The organism is Rhizorhabdus sp. GW822-FHT03C02, assembly GCF_058801765.1.
The window spans coordinates 1,217,214-1,231,746 of record NZ_JBXANN010000001.1 but is presented as its reverse complement, the minus strand read 5'-3'; the positions used below and the strand labels follow the sequence as shown (position 1 = coordinate 1,231,746).

Below are 14,533 nucleotides of genomic sequence, written 5' to 3'. Positions count from 1 at the left end.
CTGCCGGTGATCAATCGCTGTGAAGAATGTACCAGATCCGTTCCGTGAACAGCCAACGACCATCCGATTTGGCGAATTCATCTTCGTAGCGGCCGACCGCCCGGCGCGTGGCGCCGCCGGTATCGGTCAATATTTCGGTGGTGTAGGTGCGCGCGGTCGCGCAATCGCCTTCGATCGCGATATGGCCCGGCACGCAGATCAGGAAGCAGAAGGGAAACAGCGCCTGCGCGCTTTCGAACGACTGCCGGATCGCCGCCTTGCCCGCGACCCGCTCATAGCCAGGCATGTCGGGTACGCCCCACACGCAGTCGTCGGACCACAGGGTCATGATCGTCGCACTGTCGCGACGAATCACCGCGTCCGAATAATTCTCGATGAGGCTGCGGATCTCGAGCTGATCGCGGGTCCAGCTATCGGTCATGATCTTCTCCTGCCGGTGCTCTGCGGCACCCCGTTGCGATATCGTCAGGCCACGTCCCATTCGAGATGGAGCGCCGCGATCACCCGGCTGCCGAAATTGGGCGCGTAGGAAATCTGCTGATCGGGCTTGAGCCGCAGGCTCGGCAGGCGCTTCGACAGATGCGCCAGCGCGGTGTTGAGCTCGATCCGCGCCAGCGGTGCCCCGACGCAGAAATGCTTGCCGGTGTTGAAGGTCATGTGCGGGGTCTTCTCGGCCCGGAACGGGCAGAAGCCTTCGGACTCGCTGTATTTGGCGGCATCGTGATTGGCCGATCCCAGCATCATCACGACCTTGTCGCCCTTGCGGATCGTCTGACCGCCGATCTCGCTGTCCTCGGTGCAATACCGAAACCAGGCGAGCAGCGGCGGATCGTAGCGCAGGCTCTCCTCGACGAAATCGGAAACCCGGTCGGGATGGGCGAGCAAATCCTCCCAGCGCCGACGGTCCTCGAGCAGATGGTAGATGCTGTTGGTGAGCGCGAGCTTGGTGGTTTCATGCCCGGCGCCGACGAAGCTGTGGGTGAACATGATCACCAGTTCGTCCTCGGTCAGGCTGGCGCGGCCGCTCGACAGTTCGGCGAGGATGTCGCTGAGCAGGTCGTCGCGCGGATTTTCGCGCCGTTCGACGATCTTGGCGCGGATATAGTCCTGGAATGCGACCGCATTCCGCGCTGCCGCGACCTGCTCCTCTTCGGTCAGCGAAGCGAGCAACAGCCGGAACGTATCGTCGATCCAGACCGGAAAGCGGCTCATATCGTCCTCGCCGTCCTTGAAGCCGATCAGATTGAGCGTCGTCAGCATCGCCAGCGGATAGGCGAAGTCGGCCACATATTCGCAATGACCGCGGGCGATGAAGCCGTCGATCAGCCGGTCGACCAACCCGGTGACGACCGGCTGCATCTCGCGCAGCCGCTTGGGGTTGATCACCCCCATCAGCGCGCGCCGGAAGCGGGCATGATCGGGGCCGTCGTCGGTCTGAACATGGCGGGTCTTGTTCCAGTCGACGCCGGTCCCGAGGATGCGCGCCGCCTCGGGGCAATAGGCGCCGTTCTGCGCGGCCTGCAGGGCATTTTCGACGGTGAAGCTGGGGCTCTTGGCGACCTTGGCGACATCGTCGTAACGGGTGACGATCCAACCCTGATGCTTTTGCGAATAGAAGACCGGCGCCTTTTCGCGCGCCTCGGCGAGAAAGTCGTAGACGGCCTCGAAAGACGCGCCCGCCGGTTCGAATTCGGTGATGCGATCCACGCCACTCTCCTGTTCCCGATCGCCGCCGCCATGCGGGGCGTCCTGCGGGCTTGTTCGTTCTCTTGCTTGGTCGACCAACCAAGATAATTATCCTATTAGCCTTTGCGCTAGGTCGATCGATCAAGATGCCGTGCCAGAAGGGTCGCCATGGATTATGGAACCGAGATCAGCGCCGTACCGGACCGCAGCCGACGGGGATCGCCCAAGGGCGAACAGACGCGGGCGCGGATCCTCGACGCCGCCGAGGAACTCTTCTCGATGCGCGGCTATTATGGCGTGTCGCTGCGCGACATCACCCTGCACGCCAAGGTCGAGAATGCGCTGGCGAGCTATCATTTCGGCACCAAGGACAAATTGTTCGTCGCGGTGATCGAGCGGCGCGCCGAGGAACATCGCACCGATCTGCTCGCCAGCTTCGACCGCGCCATCGCCGCCGCGTCACCGGCGCAGCCGAGCAACGAGGCACTGGTACGCGCCTATGGCATGCCGCCGCTCGAGAAGATCGCCCGGGGCAAGGGCTGGGCCGCCTATATGCGATTGATCGTCAGCTTGCAGAATCTCGACCATCGCGATCGGGTCAGCATCTTGACCGCGCCGATCTACGACGACGTGATCAGGCATATCGTCGACATCTTCGTCCGCGCGAACCCCGAACTGCCACGGCGGCGCGTGCTGATGTCGCTCTATTTCCTGCACGGATCCTTCATCCATATCTTGTCGCAGGTCAGCGCGTTCGAACGGTTGCTCGATGACGAACCCGCATTGCAGGGTGCGCCCGACATGCTCGATGCGCTGGCGCTGTCGTTCGCGCGCGGGCTGACATGAGTGTCCCGCGCGCGCCGGTCGCACCCACCTAATCTATTCGCCACCTGCCCGGCGCGATGTCGCATCGCTAGACTGCCAGAAACGAACGGACGCACAGGTCCGACCATCATGCCCGGAGAGATCATGACCGACAGCGTGCCGCCCACCGTTCCGCCCGCGACCGGCCGGAGCAAGGCCTATGCGGTCTATGTGCTGCTGCTGCTCTTCGCGGTTTCCGTCTTCAGCTATATCGATCGCAGCATCGTCACCGTGCTTCAGGTCCAGCTCAAGCAGGATCTCGGTCTGTCGGACACCCAGCTCGGCCTGCTGACCGGCGCCTCCTTCGCGTTGCTCTACACGATCGGCGCGCTGCCGCTGGCGCGGCTCGCCGACCGCACCGTCCGCCGCAACCTGATCACCGGGGCACTGTTCGTGTGGAGCACGATGACCGCGCTCAGCGGCTTCGCGCAGAATTTCGTCTCGCTGATCGTGTTGCGCATGGGGGTCGCGATCGGCGAAGCCGGCTGCGCGCCGACCACCCATTCGCTGATCGCCGACTATTTCACCCCGCGCAAACGCGCGACCGCGGAAGCGATCTGGGCGCTGGCGATTCCGCTGGGAACGATGCTGGGGCTCGCGGTCGGCGGCTGGCTGGCCGAAGCGGTCGGCTGGCGGCACACCTTCCTGATTCTGGGCCTCGCCGGGGTCCTCGCGGCGCCGATCGTCTTCCTGACGCTGCGCGAACCGCCACGCGGCCAGCATGACGGCCTCGCCGGCACCCATGCGGTGCCCAGTCTCGGCGCCGCGATCCGGATGCTGTGGGAATGTCGGACCTATCGCTTCATGGTGTTCGCGATCGGCCTCCACAACCTCGTCTATTATGCCTTCATGAGCTGGATGGCGCCCTTCTATGTCCGGCTGCATGCGATGTCGCTCGCCGACGTCGCGGTCCATTTCGCGCTGCTGACCGGGATCGGCGGGGTGATCGGCACCTTCGCGGGCGGCTTCTCGGCCGATCTGCTCGGCCGGCGCGATGCGCGCTGGTATATGTGGACGCCGATGGTCGCGTCGCTGATCGCGCCTCCCTTCGCGATCGCGCAATTGCTCACCGGCGATGTCGACCTGTCCTGGCTGCTGGCGATCGTCCCGTCGATCGCGATCAATGCCTATGTCGCCCCGATCAACGCCACCACCCAGTCGCTGATGCCGCACTCGATGCGCGCCTTCGCCTCGGCGGTGATCGTGCTCGCCGCGGGTATCGTCGGCATGGGCATCGGCCCGGTGCTGGTCGGCGCGCTGAGCGACGGCTTCTCGGCGCGGCTCGGCGTCGATGGGCTGCGCTACGCGATCGCCGGCCCGATGCTGCTCGATTTCGCGGCGGCGGCGTTGTTCTTCATCGCCGGCCGCAACGCACCGCGCGAACTGTCGCTCAGCGCTGCGCGTTAGAGCATTTTCAAGTCAGGTGGAATCACCTGACGGCTCGGAAAATGCGGAAAACAAAGGACATCAGAGTGCATTCTGATTCAATCTCATCAGGATGCACTCCAGAGCGGAAAGCTGCTCCAACCGCCGAACCGGCAACAAAAAAACGGCCGGAACGCTAACGTTCCGGCCCACAGGGAGAGACGGGAAAGACGATCAGCGCGGAACGATGCCGAGCGCGGCCGCGGTCTCGGCGAGGCCGGCTTCCTTTTCGGCGATGCTGAGCGGCCCGGCCTTGGGCCAGAGATGCGGTCCCCACAGCACGATATTGTCGAAGCCCTCGCGCCGGAACTGTTCGACGATCGCCGCATCGGGCGCCTCGGGTCGCAGGATATAGGGCATGTCGCCGGTCTTGCCGGCCGCCTTGCGTTCGGCTTCGATCGTCTCGCGCAGCCGCAGCGCGTCGTTGAGCGACACCATCGCCGAATTCATCCACATGTCGGCGACCCGCGCGACCCGGCGCAGCGCCGGCCCGGTGTTGCCGCCGATCACCAGCGGGATCGGGGTCGGATCTTTCGTCACCTGTTGCGAGCAGTCGAACTGGAAATGCTTGCCGCTATGTTCGAAATAACCGCCCGCCCAGGCCTTTTTGAGGATGTCGATCGCCTCGTCGAGCCGCGAACCGCGCTCGGCGAACGGGATCTGGAGGATGTCGAATTCTTCCTTGAGCCAGCCGGCGCCGGTCCCGAGCCGGAAGCGTCCGCCCGATACATGATGGATGGTCGCGGTCGCACGCGCGAGCAGCAACGGGTGCATCAGCGGCACGATCGTGATCGCGGTGCCGATCTTGAGCTCGCGGGTCGCCCCGGCGATCGCACCGAGCAGGATGAACGGATCGTAGAGGGTGACATGGGGGCCGAGAATATCGTCCTCGGTCACCTCGGTACGCTCGGTATGGCCCGGATGCTCGCTCTTGAACGAGGACGGATTCACATAATGCTCGCCGATCCAGATCCCCTCGAAACCGAGCCGCTCGGCGGCCTTGGCCAGCGCGAGCAGCTGATCGGGGGGATAATCATAGGTCTGGATACCGAATTTGGTCTGGCCACTGGCCATTACGCTCTCCTTCGATGGTCCGGGATCACCGGATCAGGCTGTTTCTATGATGGGAAGCCAGGCGCCTGCAGGCGCCTAGCCGCTGGCGCCGACCGACCGCCATTGCGGCAAGGCGACATCGTCGGCCAGCGTGTCGAACCAGACTTCCATCGGCTGGCCGATCGCGAGATCGGGCTCGCCGTCGATGCGGCCGAGCAGCCGGACATCATCATTGTCGTCGAGCGTTACCAGCACCACCGTATAGGGCACCGGATAATCGGGATGGACCTGGTGGGTGACGACGACCAGCGAATGGAGGGTGCCGCGCCCGGCGGATTCGCGCCATTCGGACCGCGGCCGGCGACAATAGCTGCAATAAGGCGATGGCGGATGGCTGCCGCGCCCGCAATGCTCGCAGGCGGCGAACAGCAGCCTGCCCTCCGCCGCGCCGGCGAAGAAGGGACCGGTGTCGCGGTCGTTGACGACAGGAAGGATCATGCGGCCCTCCGCAGCACGACACCGGCACCGAGCGGGTAGAGGCCGCTGGTGACGAGCGCGCTTTCGGCGCCGTCGACCTGGTTCGATGCTTCGCCGCGCATCTGGCGGACGGCTTCGACGATATGGTTCATGCCGTGAATATAGCCTTCGGACATGTTGCCGCCTGCGGTGTTGATGGGGATCGATCCGCCCTTGAGCAGCGCGCCCGAGGCGGCGAAGGGACCGCCCTCGCCGATCTTGCAGAAGCCGAACGCTTCGAGCTGGAGCAGCACGCTGATCGTGAAACAGTCGTAGATTTGCGCGACATCGATGTCCGCCGGCCCCATGCCGGCACGGCGCCACAATTCGGTCGCCGCCGCGCGTCCGCCGATATCGGTCGGGTCGGCGCGCAGCATCGCCGGGAACATCATGCCGGCGCGCGTATCGTGCGCCTGCCCGCCCGCCACCGCGCGGATCGTCACCGGCCGCTTGGCGAGGTTGCGGGCATGTTCGGTGGTGGTGACCACCACCGCGCAGGCGCCGTCGGTCTCGAGGCAGAAATCGAACAGCCGCAGCGGCCGCGCGATCGGTCGCGAGGCGAGATAGGCGTCCATCGTCAGCGGGCGATCGTGCATCTGCGCGTGCGGCGTACGGTTGGCGGCCTCACGGCATGCGATCGCGATCGCGCCGAGATGCTCGGCAGTGGTGCCATGGTCGTGCATGTGGCGGCGCGCGATCATCGCGAAATGCTGGCCCGGAGAAATCATGCCATAAGGCAGGAAATATTCGTCATAGGAGCCTTGCCCGCCGACCCGCGGCGCCTGATCGGTCGGTGAGCCGAAGCGCGCCTCCGACCGGCCGTTGAGCGAGCGGAAGCACAGCACCGCCTTCGCCTGGCCCGACAGCAACGCGCCCACCGCGATGCCGATCATCATCGACGGCGCGATCCCCCCCGGCCCGGTATCGGCCCAAAATCGCATGCCGTGCAGGCCGAGCGCGGTCGCCAGCGACGACGGCGTGACCTTGTCGAGGTCGCAGCGGACGATGCCGTCGATATCGTCGGGCGACAGCCCGGCATCGGCGATCGCCGCCTGGGCCGCCTCGGCGGCGAGCGCCAGCGTGCTGCGTCCCGAATCCTTCGAATATTCGGTCGTGCCGATACCGGCGATCGCACAGCGGTCGCGCGCGGCGATAGCGAGATCCTCGACCATCAGGCGGCGACCTCCTGCTCGATCCGGTCGGCATATTTGCGCAGCGCCGCTTCGCGCAGATGCGGGATATAGCCGGTCGGAAACAGATCCGCGGTGCCCTTATGCTCGCGCAGCGTCAGCTTCGCCACGGTCAGCTTGTGGATCTCGGTCGGCCCGTCGGCCAGGCCGGTATGATAGCTGTCGAGCAGCTGCTCGACGAACGGCATGTCCGGGGTCAGCCCCAGCGAGCCATGGACCTGCAGCGCGCGCGAGGCGAGGTCGTGCATCACCCGCGGCATCATCACCTTCACCGCGGCGATGTCGCGCAGCACTTTCTTGTAATCCTGATATTCGTCGATCTTCCACGCGGTCTGAAGCAGCAGCAGCCGGAACTGCTCGATCTCCATCCAGCTGTCGGCGATCTTTTCCTGGATGAGCTGCTTTTCGGACAGCAGACTGCCCTGCGTATAGCGGCTGAGCGCGCGCTCGCACATCATCGCCAGCGCCTTCTTGCACTGGGCGAGCGTCCGCATCGCATGGTGGATGCGGCCCCCGCCGAGCCGGGTCTGGGCGACGGTGAAGCCGTCGCCACGCTCGCCGAGCAGATGATCCCTGGGAACGCGAACGTCGGTGTAACGAAGATAGGCGTGGCTCGGCCAGTTGCTGTTGCCGTGGGGCATGTTCTTGACGATCTCGATCCCGGCGGTGTCGGTCGGCACGATGAACGCCGACAGCCGGTTGTGACGCGCCGCGTCGGGATCGGTCACCGCCATGGTGATCAGGAAGCTCGCGACATGCGCGTGGCTGGAGAACCACTTCTCCCCATTGATCACCCATTCGTCGCCGTCGAGTTCGGCGCGGCAGGTGAACTGGGTCGGGTCCGATCCGCCGCGCGGCTCGGTCATCGAGAAACAGGAGACGATATCGTTGTCGAGCAGCGGCTGGAGATAGCGGCCCTTCTGCGCAGCGGTACCGAATTTGGCGAGGATCTCGGCATTGCCCGTGTCGGGAGCCTGGATTCCGAAAATCGTCGGCCCGAACGCCGACCGGCCGAGGATCTCGTTCATCAGCGCGAGCTTGAGCTGACCATAGCCTTGGCCACCATGATCGGGTTCGAGATGACAGGCCCACAGCCCCTGTTCGCGCACTTTGGCCTGCAGCGGCTTCACCAGCGCGTTGCGCCGCGGATTGCGGACATCGAACGGGCTGAAATCGCAGATATGATCGAGCGGCTCGACCTCGTCGCGGACGAATGCCTCGACCCAGTCGAGCTTCGTCTGAAAATCCGGATCGGTCGAAAAACCCCAGCTCATGCCTGCTCCTTCGCGGTTTCTTGAGGATCTCCGCCGTCCTCGTTCTCGCTTGCAAGGCTAGGCAGGCGCCTCGAATTTAACAAGATCATAATCAGGAATTAGCATAAGTCACAGGCGGCGCCGGTCGCGACGCGCCGGGCGGCGTCGTGCACCCGGCGCGCGTAATGCGCGGGGCCCTCCTCGGCCAGCCGCGCACGATTGGGCACTTCGAGGCTGAACGGGACGGCCGGTTGGGCCACGGCCAGCAGCGCCGCCAGATCGCAGCCGCCCTCGCCCGGCAACAGCCGCGCCTGCAGCGTTTCGCGGATACGATCGCCCTTGCCCACCGGCGCTTCGGTGGGGGCGTCGCAAAGCTGTACCTGGCGGACGAGCGCGCCGTGCGGGAAGATATCGGCGATGGTGCCACCCCCGCGCAGCCAGTGCATGGCGTCGAGCAATATGCCGGCATTGGCGGCGCGGCTTGCGCGCACCAGCGCTGCTGCTTCGGCGATCGTCCGGACCGCGGTGAACGGCACGAATTCGATATCGACGATCATGCCATGCTCGGCGGCCAGCGCGCACAGCGCGGCGAAGGCATCGACCGCGCGGATCGGATCGGGATCGGTGGAAACTGCGCACAGATGGCGGCCGCCGAACCGCGCGCCGATCTCCAGCCCCGGCCGAAGGGCACCGATATCGTTGGTGCCGTCGAGCCCCACCCATTCGAGTTCGGTCACGCGCAGCCCTTCGCCGTCGAGGATATGCCCGACCTCGACGACGGCCGCCGCCGAACGGACCAGCGACGGCACGACGTCGCTGTCCCCGATCTCGCCATGCCCCTCGATCACCCGCAATCCGACATGTCGAAACGCCGCCTTCGCGGCGCACCGCAGGAAGACCGCGGGACGGGCTCCGGTCAGCGTTTCGGGTGCAAGCGCAAAATCCATCGATCGTCCCGTCATGGCAGGGGCTTCGCATGGCGCGGGCATGGGGGATCGAACCACCTCTCCTTAACGATAGGTCGGCCGGCGGTGCCATAGGCGGGCGAAACGCTAGCGGCTATCCCGCTGTGCGACGACCCTTCCGGGGCGATCGAAGCGACCAAGGAGACGATGCGATGGCCGATGCCGACAGCGCGCAGGAGGCCGCGGCAAGAGGCCAGGCGCCGCGGGGGACGATCGCGCGGATGGGCAGTGCGAACCGCTGGTTCACGCTGGCGGTGCTCGGCGCGGTCGCGGTGCTCAACTATATCGACCGCACGATCCTCTCGATCCTGCAGGTGCCGATCAAGCAGGAACTGGGCCTCACCGATTCCCAGCTCGGCGCCCTGACCGGCCTCGCCTTCGCGATCTTCTACACCACCCTGGCGCTGCCGATCGCGCGCCTGGCGGACCGCACCACCCGCAAGATCGTCATCGCCATCTCGATGCTGGTGTGGAGCGTGATGACCGCGCTGACCGGCCTGGCGACCGGTTTCCTGATGCTCGTCATCCTGCGCATCGGCGTCGCCATCGGCGAGGCCGGCAGCGTGCCCGCCACCCATTCGATGATCTCCGACCTGTTCCCGCGCGAGCGGCGGGCGACCGCGCTGTCGGCCTGGGGCCTGTCCTATCCGATCGGCACGATGCTCGGCCTCGCCGGCGGCGGCTGGCTGGCGACGAGCATCGGCTGGCGCGAAGCCTTTCTATGGGTCGGCATGATCGGCGTGGTCGCGACCCCGCTGCTGCTCGCCGCAATCCGCGAACCGATCCGCGGCCGCTACGATCCGCCGGTGCTGGCCGGCGACCGCATGCCGACCGCGCGCGAGGCGTTGACGCTGCTGTGGAGCCTGCGCTGCTTCCGCTTCGCGGTCGCCGCCGGTGCACTCAATGCCTATGTCCAATATGCGATGCTGTCATGGAACGCGCCCTTCTATTCGCGCATGTTCGGCATGTCGCTGGCGTCGATCGCCGGCTGGATGGCGGTCATGAACGGGGTCGGCGGCGGCATCGGCATCTATCTGAGCGGCAACCTGTCCGACTGGATGGGCAAGCGCTTCACCCGCGGCTATCTGGCCGCGCCGGCGCTCGGCATGGTGCTGCTCGCGCCGCTGGGCGCGGTGCAATATCTGGCCGCCCCCCAGACGATATCGCTGGCGATCGGGATCGTCACCTCGCTGCTGGTGATGCTCTATTTCTCGTGCATCGTTTCGGTGTCGCACTCGCTGATCCCGCCACGGATGCGCGCCTTCACCTCGGCGGTGATCGTGCTGATCGTCAACCTCGTCGGGGTCGGGCTGGGACCGCTGGTCACCGGCGCGATCAGCGACTGGATCGGCAGCAGCGCCAGCAACGGCGAATCGCTGCGCTGGGCGCTGGCGAGCGCGATGATCCCCTCATTGATATCGGGCTGGCTCTACTGGCGCGCGGCCGGGGCGCTGGTCGTCGAGCTTCCCGCCGCCCATCGCCGCGAGGCCGACCGTTCCGCCGGCTGATCGCCGGCAAGGCACCCGGCAGAACCGCCGGCACACCGGCATCCTGGCGATCGCCGCCGGCGCACCTGCTCAAAACGCCAGCCCGGCGCTCGCTTGCAATTCCTGATGATAATCTACATTAAATCGGCCGGACGGCGCTCGTGACCCGAGCGTTTTGAATCGTCGAGCGGAGAGGATTTTGGCGATGAACATGCTCACCAACAATTACAGGATCATCGACGTCGACACCCATGTCGTCGAACCCTACGACCTGTGGACGTCGCGGGTTTCGAAGAAATATGGCGATGCGATCCCGCAGGTGAAACGCGATGGCGACACCGATTACTGGTATTTCGGCGACAAGCGCGCGGGCGGCGCCGGTGCGCCGGCGATGGCCGGCTGGCACCAGCATCCGCCCTTCCACCCCAAGACCCTCGGCGAGGCGCACCGTTACACCTGGGACCAGACCGAACGCCTCAAGGTGATGGACGATTATGGCATCCAGGCACAGGTGCTGTTCCCGAACGTGATCTTCTTCGAGGCCGGGACGCTGGTGAAGCTCGAGAGCGCCCAGCTGATGCTCGATTGCGTCAAAGCCTATAACGACTGGCAGACCGACTATGCCAGCGTCGCGCCCGACCGCTTCCTGCCCCAGGCGATCCTGCCCTTCTGGGATCTCGACGAGACGCTGAAGGAACTCGAGCGCTGCAAGAAGATGGGCCATCGCGGCCTCGTCTTCACCTCCGAGCCGCACCATTTCGCGCAGCCCAAGCTGACCAACCCGCATTGGGACAAATTGTGGGCGGCGGCCGAGGAAATGGGCATGCCGGTCAATTTCCACATCGGTTCGGGCGACCATGAGGTCAACAAGGTGATGGACGCCAGCGTCCCGCTCCATGCCGATTATGCATCGATGGGGGTGCTGTTCTTCATGGGCAATGCGGCGGCGATCACCCAGGTCATCTGCGGCGGCATCTGCCAGCGCTTCCCCAAGCTGAACTTCGTCTCGGTCGAAAGCGGCGTGGGCTGGCTGCCGTTCGCGGTGGCGTCGCTCGACTGGCAATGGATCAACTGCGGCGTGCCCAAGGAACATGCCGACAGCTACGACCTGCTGCCGAGCGAATATTTCAAGCGGCAGATCTATGGCAGCTTCTGGTTCGAGAAGAATCCGCTGGTCAAGTTCGCGATCGATCAGCTCGGCCCCGACAATATCCTGTACGAGACCGACTTCCCGCACCCGACCAGCATGAGCCCGGGGCCGGCGACCGCCGCCCAGCGCCCGCCCGAATATCTGGAGGACGTGTTCAAGGATGTGCCGCAGGATCAGGTCCAGAAGATCCTCCACGACAACGCGGCCCGCATCTATCATCTTGATTGAACGACCAACCAAAAAAAGTGGGGCGACTGGTGCTTGTGACAGTGACGCGAGCGCCTCGCTTTCTCCGATAGAAGCCCATGGCGACCGCGTCGGCCGTCATGGGCCAAGAGGATCAAGGCCATGCCGGACCGCGGCATGGCGGGAGTGGATGGAATGACGAGTGTTGCTGAACAGCGCGCGGCGGCGACCGCCGCCGCGGCCGCCGATCCGGCACGCAGGCCCCGGCCCTCGCGCGCACCGCTGGCGGGAATCCGGGTCGCCGATTTCTGCTGGATGGGGGTGGGCGCGGTGGCGACGCGGCTGCTCGGCGATTTCGGCGCCGAGGTGATCCGGATCGAGGACCGCAACCGGCTCGACATGCCGCGGCGCCTGCCGATCTACAAGGGCGGCGAGGCACGCACCTATGGCGAGGAGGACGCCGATCCCGATCCCAACAAGGGCGGGCTGTTCAACAATTACAACCGCAACAAGCTCGGCGTGACGATCAACATGCGCGACAAGCGCGGCCGCGAACTGTGCGAGCGTCTGATTTCCGCGTCGAGCGTCGTCACCGAGAATTTCGCCCCCGGCGTCATGGAGCGCTGGGGCCTGGTCTACGACTATGTGAAGACGCTCACCCCCAACGTCATCATGGCGCGGATGAGCGGCTATGGCCATTCGGGGCCGCATGCCGAGTTCAAGAGCTTCGGCCCCGTCGTCCAGGCGGTGAGCGGCCTGTCCTATATCAGCGGCCTGCCCGGCCAGGAGCCGTCGGGCTGGGGCCTGAGCTATATGGACAATATGGCGGCCTATTATAATTCGTCCGCGCTGCTGATGGCGATCTATCATCGCAACCGCACCGGCGAGGGCAGCGAGGTCGACGTCTCGGCGATCGAGGCCGGTATCAACCTGCTCGGCCCGATCCTGCTCGACGTGTCGGTCAACGGCCGCACCACCCGCGACGGCAGCTATCCGCCCGGCAACCGGCTCGAATATCCGCACGCCGCTCCGCACGGCGTCTTCCCGACCCGCGGCGACGATCGCTGGATCGCGATCGCGACCTTCGACGCGGCGCAGTGGCAGGGGCTGGTCGCCGAGATGGGATCGCCCGCCTGGGCCGACGAACCGCGCTTCGCGACGATGGAGGCGCGCTTCGCCAACCAGGATGCGCTCGAAGCGGCGATCGCCGCCTTCACCGTCTCGCGCGAACGCTACGACCTGATGCATCGGCTGCAGGCGCGCGGGGTCCCCGCCTCGGTCGTCCAGAATGCCGAGGACCTCAACGAGCATGATCCGCAGACCGCGCAGAGCGGACTGTTCTTCGAGATGGATCATCCGGTGATCGGCCATGCCCGTTTCGAGGGCACACCGATGCGCTTCTCGCGCCTCGAACAGGAGAATTGGCGCTCGGCGCCGCTGCTGGGCGAGGACAATCTCTACGTGTTCCGCGAGATACTCGGCCTGTCCGAGGACGAATATGAGACCTATGCCGCGGAAGGAGTGATCTGATGCAGGCGACCTCCACGACCGGCCTGCCCGCCCCCTATGCCGGGCTCAAGGTGATCGAGCTGGCCGAAAATACCGGCGGCGAATTTCTCGGCCGCATGCTTGCCGAAATGGGCGCCGACGTGATCAAGGTCGAGCCCCCCGAAGGATCGCCGACGCGCCGGATCGGCCCGTTTGCCAAAAGCGAGGAGGGCGTCGATCGCAGCCTCCATTTCTGGCTCTACAACAGCAACAAGCGCAGCGTGGCGATCGACCTCGGCGGCGATACGGCCGACGCGCTCGCCCCCCTGCTCGCCGACGCCGATTTCTTCATCTGCACCTTCCAGCCGGCGCGGCTGGCGGCGGCCGGGCTCGATCTCGACGCGCTGTCCGAACGCTTCCCCCGGCTGATCATCGTCTCGATCACGCCCTATGGTCTGACCGGCCCCTGGAAGGATTATCAGTCGTCCAACCTGATCGCGCTCGCCGGTGGCGGCCCGCTCAACATGTGCGGCTATGACGATCACGACATTCCGCCGATCAATCCCGGCGGCGACCAGGCGCATCATGGCGCGACCGCCTTCGGCCATATCGGCGCGCTGCTGGCGCTGCTCGACCGCCAGGCGACCGGCCGCGGCCAGGTCGTCGCGATCTCGATGCACGGGTCCTCGGCGGTCAATGTCGAGCTCGCCAACCCCTTCTGGTTCTATCCGCGGGTCAACGTGATCCGGCAGACCTGCCGCCACGCCCAGCCCTCACCGACCCAGTCGGCGCTGTTCCAGTGCGCCGACGGCCGCTATGTCTATTATACGCTGATCCTGTCGGACGGCCGCGCCTGGGACATGCTGGTCGACTGGATGGACAGCAAGGGCATGGCGGCGATGCTGACCGATCCCGAATATCAGGACATCGTCCACCGCCAGCGTTATTTCGCCGACATCCAGTCGATCGTCGAATGCTTCTTCCTCTGCCACGACAGCGCCGAAATGTATCTCGACGGTCAGGCGCGGGGGCTGCCGATCGGGTTGCTCAACGCGCCCGAGGACCTGTTCGAGGACGAGCATCTCAAGGCGCGCGACTTCTTCGTCGAGGTCGACATGGGCGGCGATGTCGGCGCGGTCGCCTATCCCGGCGACAGCTATCGCTTCTCGGCGTTCGGGAGCGTGCCGCGGCTGCGCGCACCGAAGCTGGGCGAGCATAATGACGCCGTGCTGGGCACGCAGGCCGCCGCGGCGGAATGACGGAAAAGGAT

The 14,533-nt window shown here is 65.6% G+C and carries 13 protein-coding genes; 6 read left to right on the top strand and 7 right to left on the bottom strand.

Going from position 1 to position 14,533, the window contains the following annotated elements; all coding sequences use genetic code 11:
• Window positions 1-10: 10 nt before the first annotated feature.
• The gene (locus AC1RM6_RS05660; RefSeq protein ID WP_493098921.1) at window positions 11-421 is read right to left on the bottom strand and encodes a nuclear transport factor 2 family protein; all 411 of its coding nucleotides are present in this window, start codon (window positions 419-421) and stop codon (window positions 11-13) included.
• A 44-nt stretch (window positions 422-465) separates the two neighbouring features.
• Window positions 466-1,707: a cytochrome P450 gene (locus AC1RM6_RS05655; protein ID WP_493098919.1), complete on the bottom strand. Its 1,242-nt coding sequence runs from the start codon at window positions 1,705-1,707 to the stop codon at window positions 466-468.
• 147 nt (window positions 1,708-1,854) lie between these two features.
• On the opposite strand from AC1RM6_RS05655, the gene AC1RM6_RS05650 reads away from it, so the two are divergent.
• Both AC1RM6_RS05650 and AC1RM6_RS05645 read left to right on the top strand, forming a co-directional pair.
• Window positions 1,855-2,532 carry a TetR/AcrR family transcriptional regulator gene (locus tag AC1RM6_RS05650; RefSeq protein WP_493098917.1) on the top strand — a complete coding sequence of 226 codons (678 nt, stop codon included), beginning with the start codon at window positions 1,855-1,857 and terminating at the stop codon, window positions 2,530-2,532.
• A 123-nt stretch (window positions 2,533-2,655) separates the two neighbouring features.
• A complete protein-coding gene (locus AC1RM6_RS05645) occupies window positions 2,656-3,957 on the top strand; it encodes a spinster family MFS transporter (protein ID WP_493098915.1) in 1,302 nt (433 codons plus the stop codon).
• A gap of 192 nt (window positions 3,958-4,149) precedes the next feature.
• Here the strand turns inward: AC1RM6_RS05645 and AC1RM6_RS05640 are convergent, their stop codons facing one another.
• The 5 genes from AC1RM6_RS05640 to AC1RM6_RS05620 all read right to left on the bottom strand — a co-directional run bounded on the left by AC1RM6_RS05640 (window position 4,150) and on the right by AC1RM6_RS05620 (window position 8,934).
• A complete protein-coding gene (locus AC1RM6_RS05640; RefSeq protein WP_493098913.1) occupies window positions 4,150-5,049 on the bottom strand; it encodes a TIGR03619 family F420-dependent LLM class oxidoreductase in 900 nt (299 codons plus the stop codon).
• A gap of 75 nt (window positions 5,050-5,124) precedes the next feature.
• Window positions 5,125-5,526 (bottom strand): Zn-ribbon domain-containing OB-fold protein, encoded by a 402-nt coding sequence (locus AC1RM6_RS05635; protein ID WP_493098911.1) that lies wholly within the window; start codon window positions 5,524-5,526, stop codon window positions 5,125-5,127.
• Window positions 5,523-6,716, bottom strand: coding sequence for a thiolase C-terminal domain-containing protein (locus AC1RM6_RS05630; protein WP_493098910.1), 1,194 nt, complete (start codon window positions 6,714-6,716; stop codon window positions 5,523-5,525). The genes AC1RM6_RS05635 and AC1RM6_RS05630 overlap by 4 nt, the downstream gene beginning before the upstream one ends.
• On the bottom strand, window positions 6,716-8,008 hold the full coding sequence (locus tag AC1RM6_RS05625) for an acyl-CoA dehydrogenase family protein (protein ID WP_493098908.1): 1,293 nt from the start codon (window positions 8,006-8,008) through the stop codon (window positions 6,716-6,718). The genes AC1RM6_RS05630 and AC1RM6_RS05625 overlap by 1 nt, the downstream gene beginning before the upstream one ends.
• A 98-nt stretch (window positions 8,009-8,106) precedes the next feature.
• A complete protein-coding gene (locus AC1RM6_RS05620) occupies window positions 8,107-8,934 on the bottom strand; it encodes a sugar phosphate isomerase/epimerase family protein (protein WP_493098906.1) in 828 nt (275 codons plus the stop codon).
• Between the two features lie 170 nt (window positions 8,935-9,104).
• Between AC1RM6_RS05620 and AC1RM6_RS05615 the strand changes: the two genes are divergently transcribed.
• The 4 genes from AC1RM6_RS05615 to AC1RM6_RS05600 all read left to right on the top strand — a co-directional run bounded on the left by AC1RM6_RS05615 (window position 9,105) and on the right by AC1RM6_RS05600 (window position 14,522).
• Entirely contained in the window at window positions 9,105-10,460 is a 1,356-nt protein-coding gene (locus tag AC1RM6_RS05615; protein ID WP_493098904.1) for a spinster family MFS transporter, read from the top strand.
• Between the two features lie 184 nt (window positions 10,461-10,644).
• Window positions 10,645-11,817: an amidohydrolase family protein gene (locus AC1RM6_RS05610; protein ID WP_493098902.1), complete on the top strand. Its 1,173-nt coding sequence runs from the start codon at window positions 10,645-10,647 to the stop codon at window positions 11,815-11,817.
• Between the two features lie 153 nt (window positions 11,818-11,970).
• Window positions 11,971-13,305, top strand: coding sequence for a CaiB/BaiF CoA transferase family protein (locus AC1RM6_RS05605; protein ID WP_493098900.1), 1,335 nt, complete (start codon window positions 11,971-11,973; stop codon window positions 13,303-13,305).
• Entirely contained in the window at window positions 13,305-14,522 is a 1,218-nt protein-coding gene (locus tag AC1RM6_RS05600; protein WP_493098898.1) for a CaiB/BaiF CoA transferase family protein, read from the top strand. Before AC1RM6_RS05605 ends, AC1RM6_RS05600 begins: the two co-directional genes overlap by 1 nt.
• Window positions 14,523-14,533 lie beyond the last annotated feature (11 nt).

Coding starts and splice junctions, on each gene's coding strand:
- AC1RM6_RS05660 (WP_493098921.1), bottom strand. CDS start 421: ATGACCGATAGCTGGACCCGCGATCAGCTCGAGATCCGCAGCCTCATC.
- AC1RM6_RS05650 (WP_493098917.1), top strand. CDS start 1,855: ATGGATTATGGAACCGAGATCAGCGCCGTACCGGACCGCAGCCGACGG.
- AC1RM6_RS05645 (WP_493098915.1), top strand. CDS start 2,656: ATGACCGACAGCGTGCCGCCCACCGTTCCGCCCGCGACCGGCCGGAGC.
- AC1RM6_RS05640 (WP_493098913.1), bottom strand. CDS start 5,049: ATGGCCAGTGGCCAGACCAAATTCGGTATCCAGACCTATGATTATCCC.
- AC1RM6_RS05635 (WP_493098911.1), bottom strand. CDS start 5,526: ATGATCCTTCCTGTCGTCAACGACCGCGACACCGGTCCCTTCTTCGCC.
- AC1RM6_RS05630 (WP_493098910.1), bottom strand. CDS start 6,716: ATGGTCGAGGATCTCGCTATCGCCGCGCGCGACCGCTGTGCGATCGCC.
- AC1RM6_RS05625 (WP_493098908.1), bottom strand. CDS start 8,008: ATGAGCTGGGGTTTTTCGACCGATCCGGATTTTCAGACGAAGCTCGAC.
- AC1RM6_RS05620 (WP_493098906.1), bottom strand. CDS start 8,934: ATGGATTTTGCGCTTGCACCCGAAACGCTGACCGGAGCCCGTCCCGCG.
- AC1RM6_RS05615 (WP_493098904.1), top strand. CDS start 9,105: ATGGCCGATGCCGACAGCGCGCAGGAGGCCGCGGCAAGAGGCCAGGCG.
- AC1RM6_RS05610 (WP_493098902.1), top strand. CDS start 10,645: ATGAACATGCTCACCAACAATTACAGGATCATCGACGTCGACACCCAT.
- AC1RM6_RS05605 (WP_493098900.1), top strand. CDS start 11,971: ATGACGAGTGTTGCTGAACAGCGCGCGGCGGCGACCGCCGCCGCGGCC.
- AC1RM6_RS05600 (WP_493098898.1), top strand. CDS start 13,305: ATGCAGGCGACCTCCACGACCGGCCTGCCCGCCCCCTATGCCGGGCTC.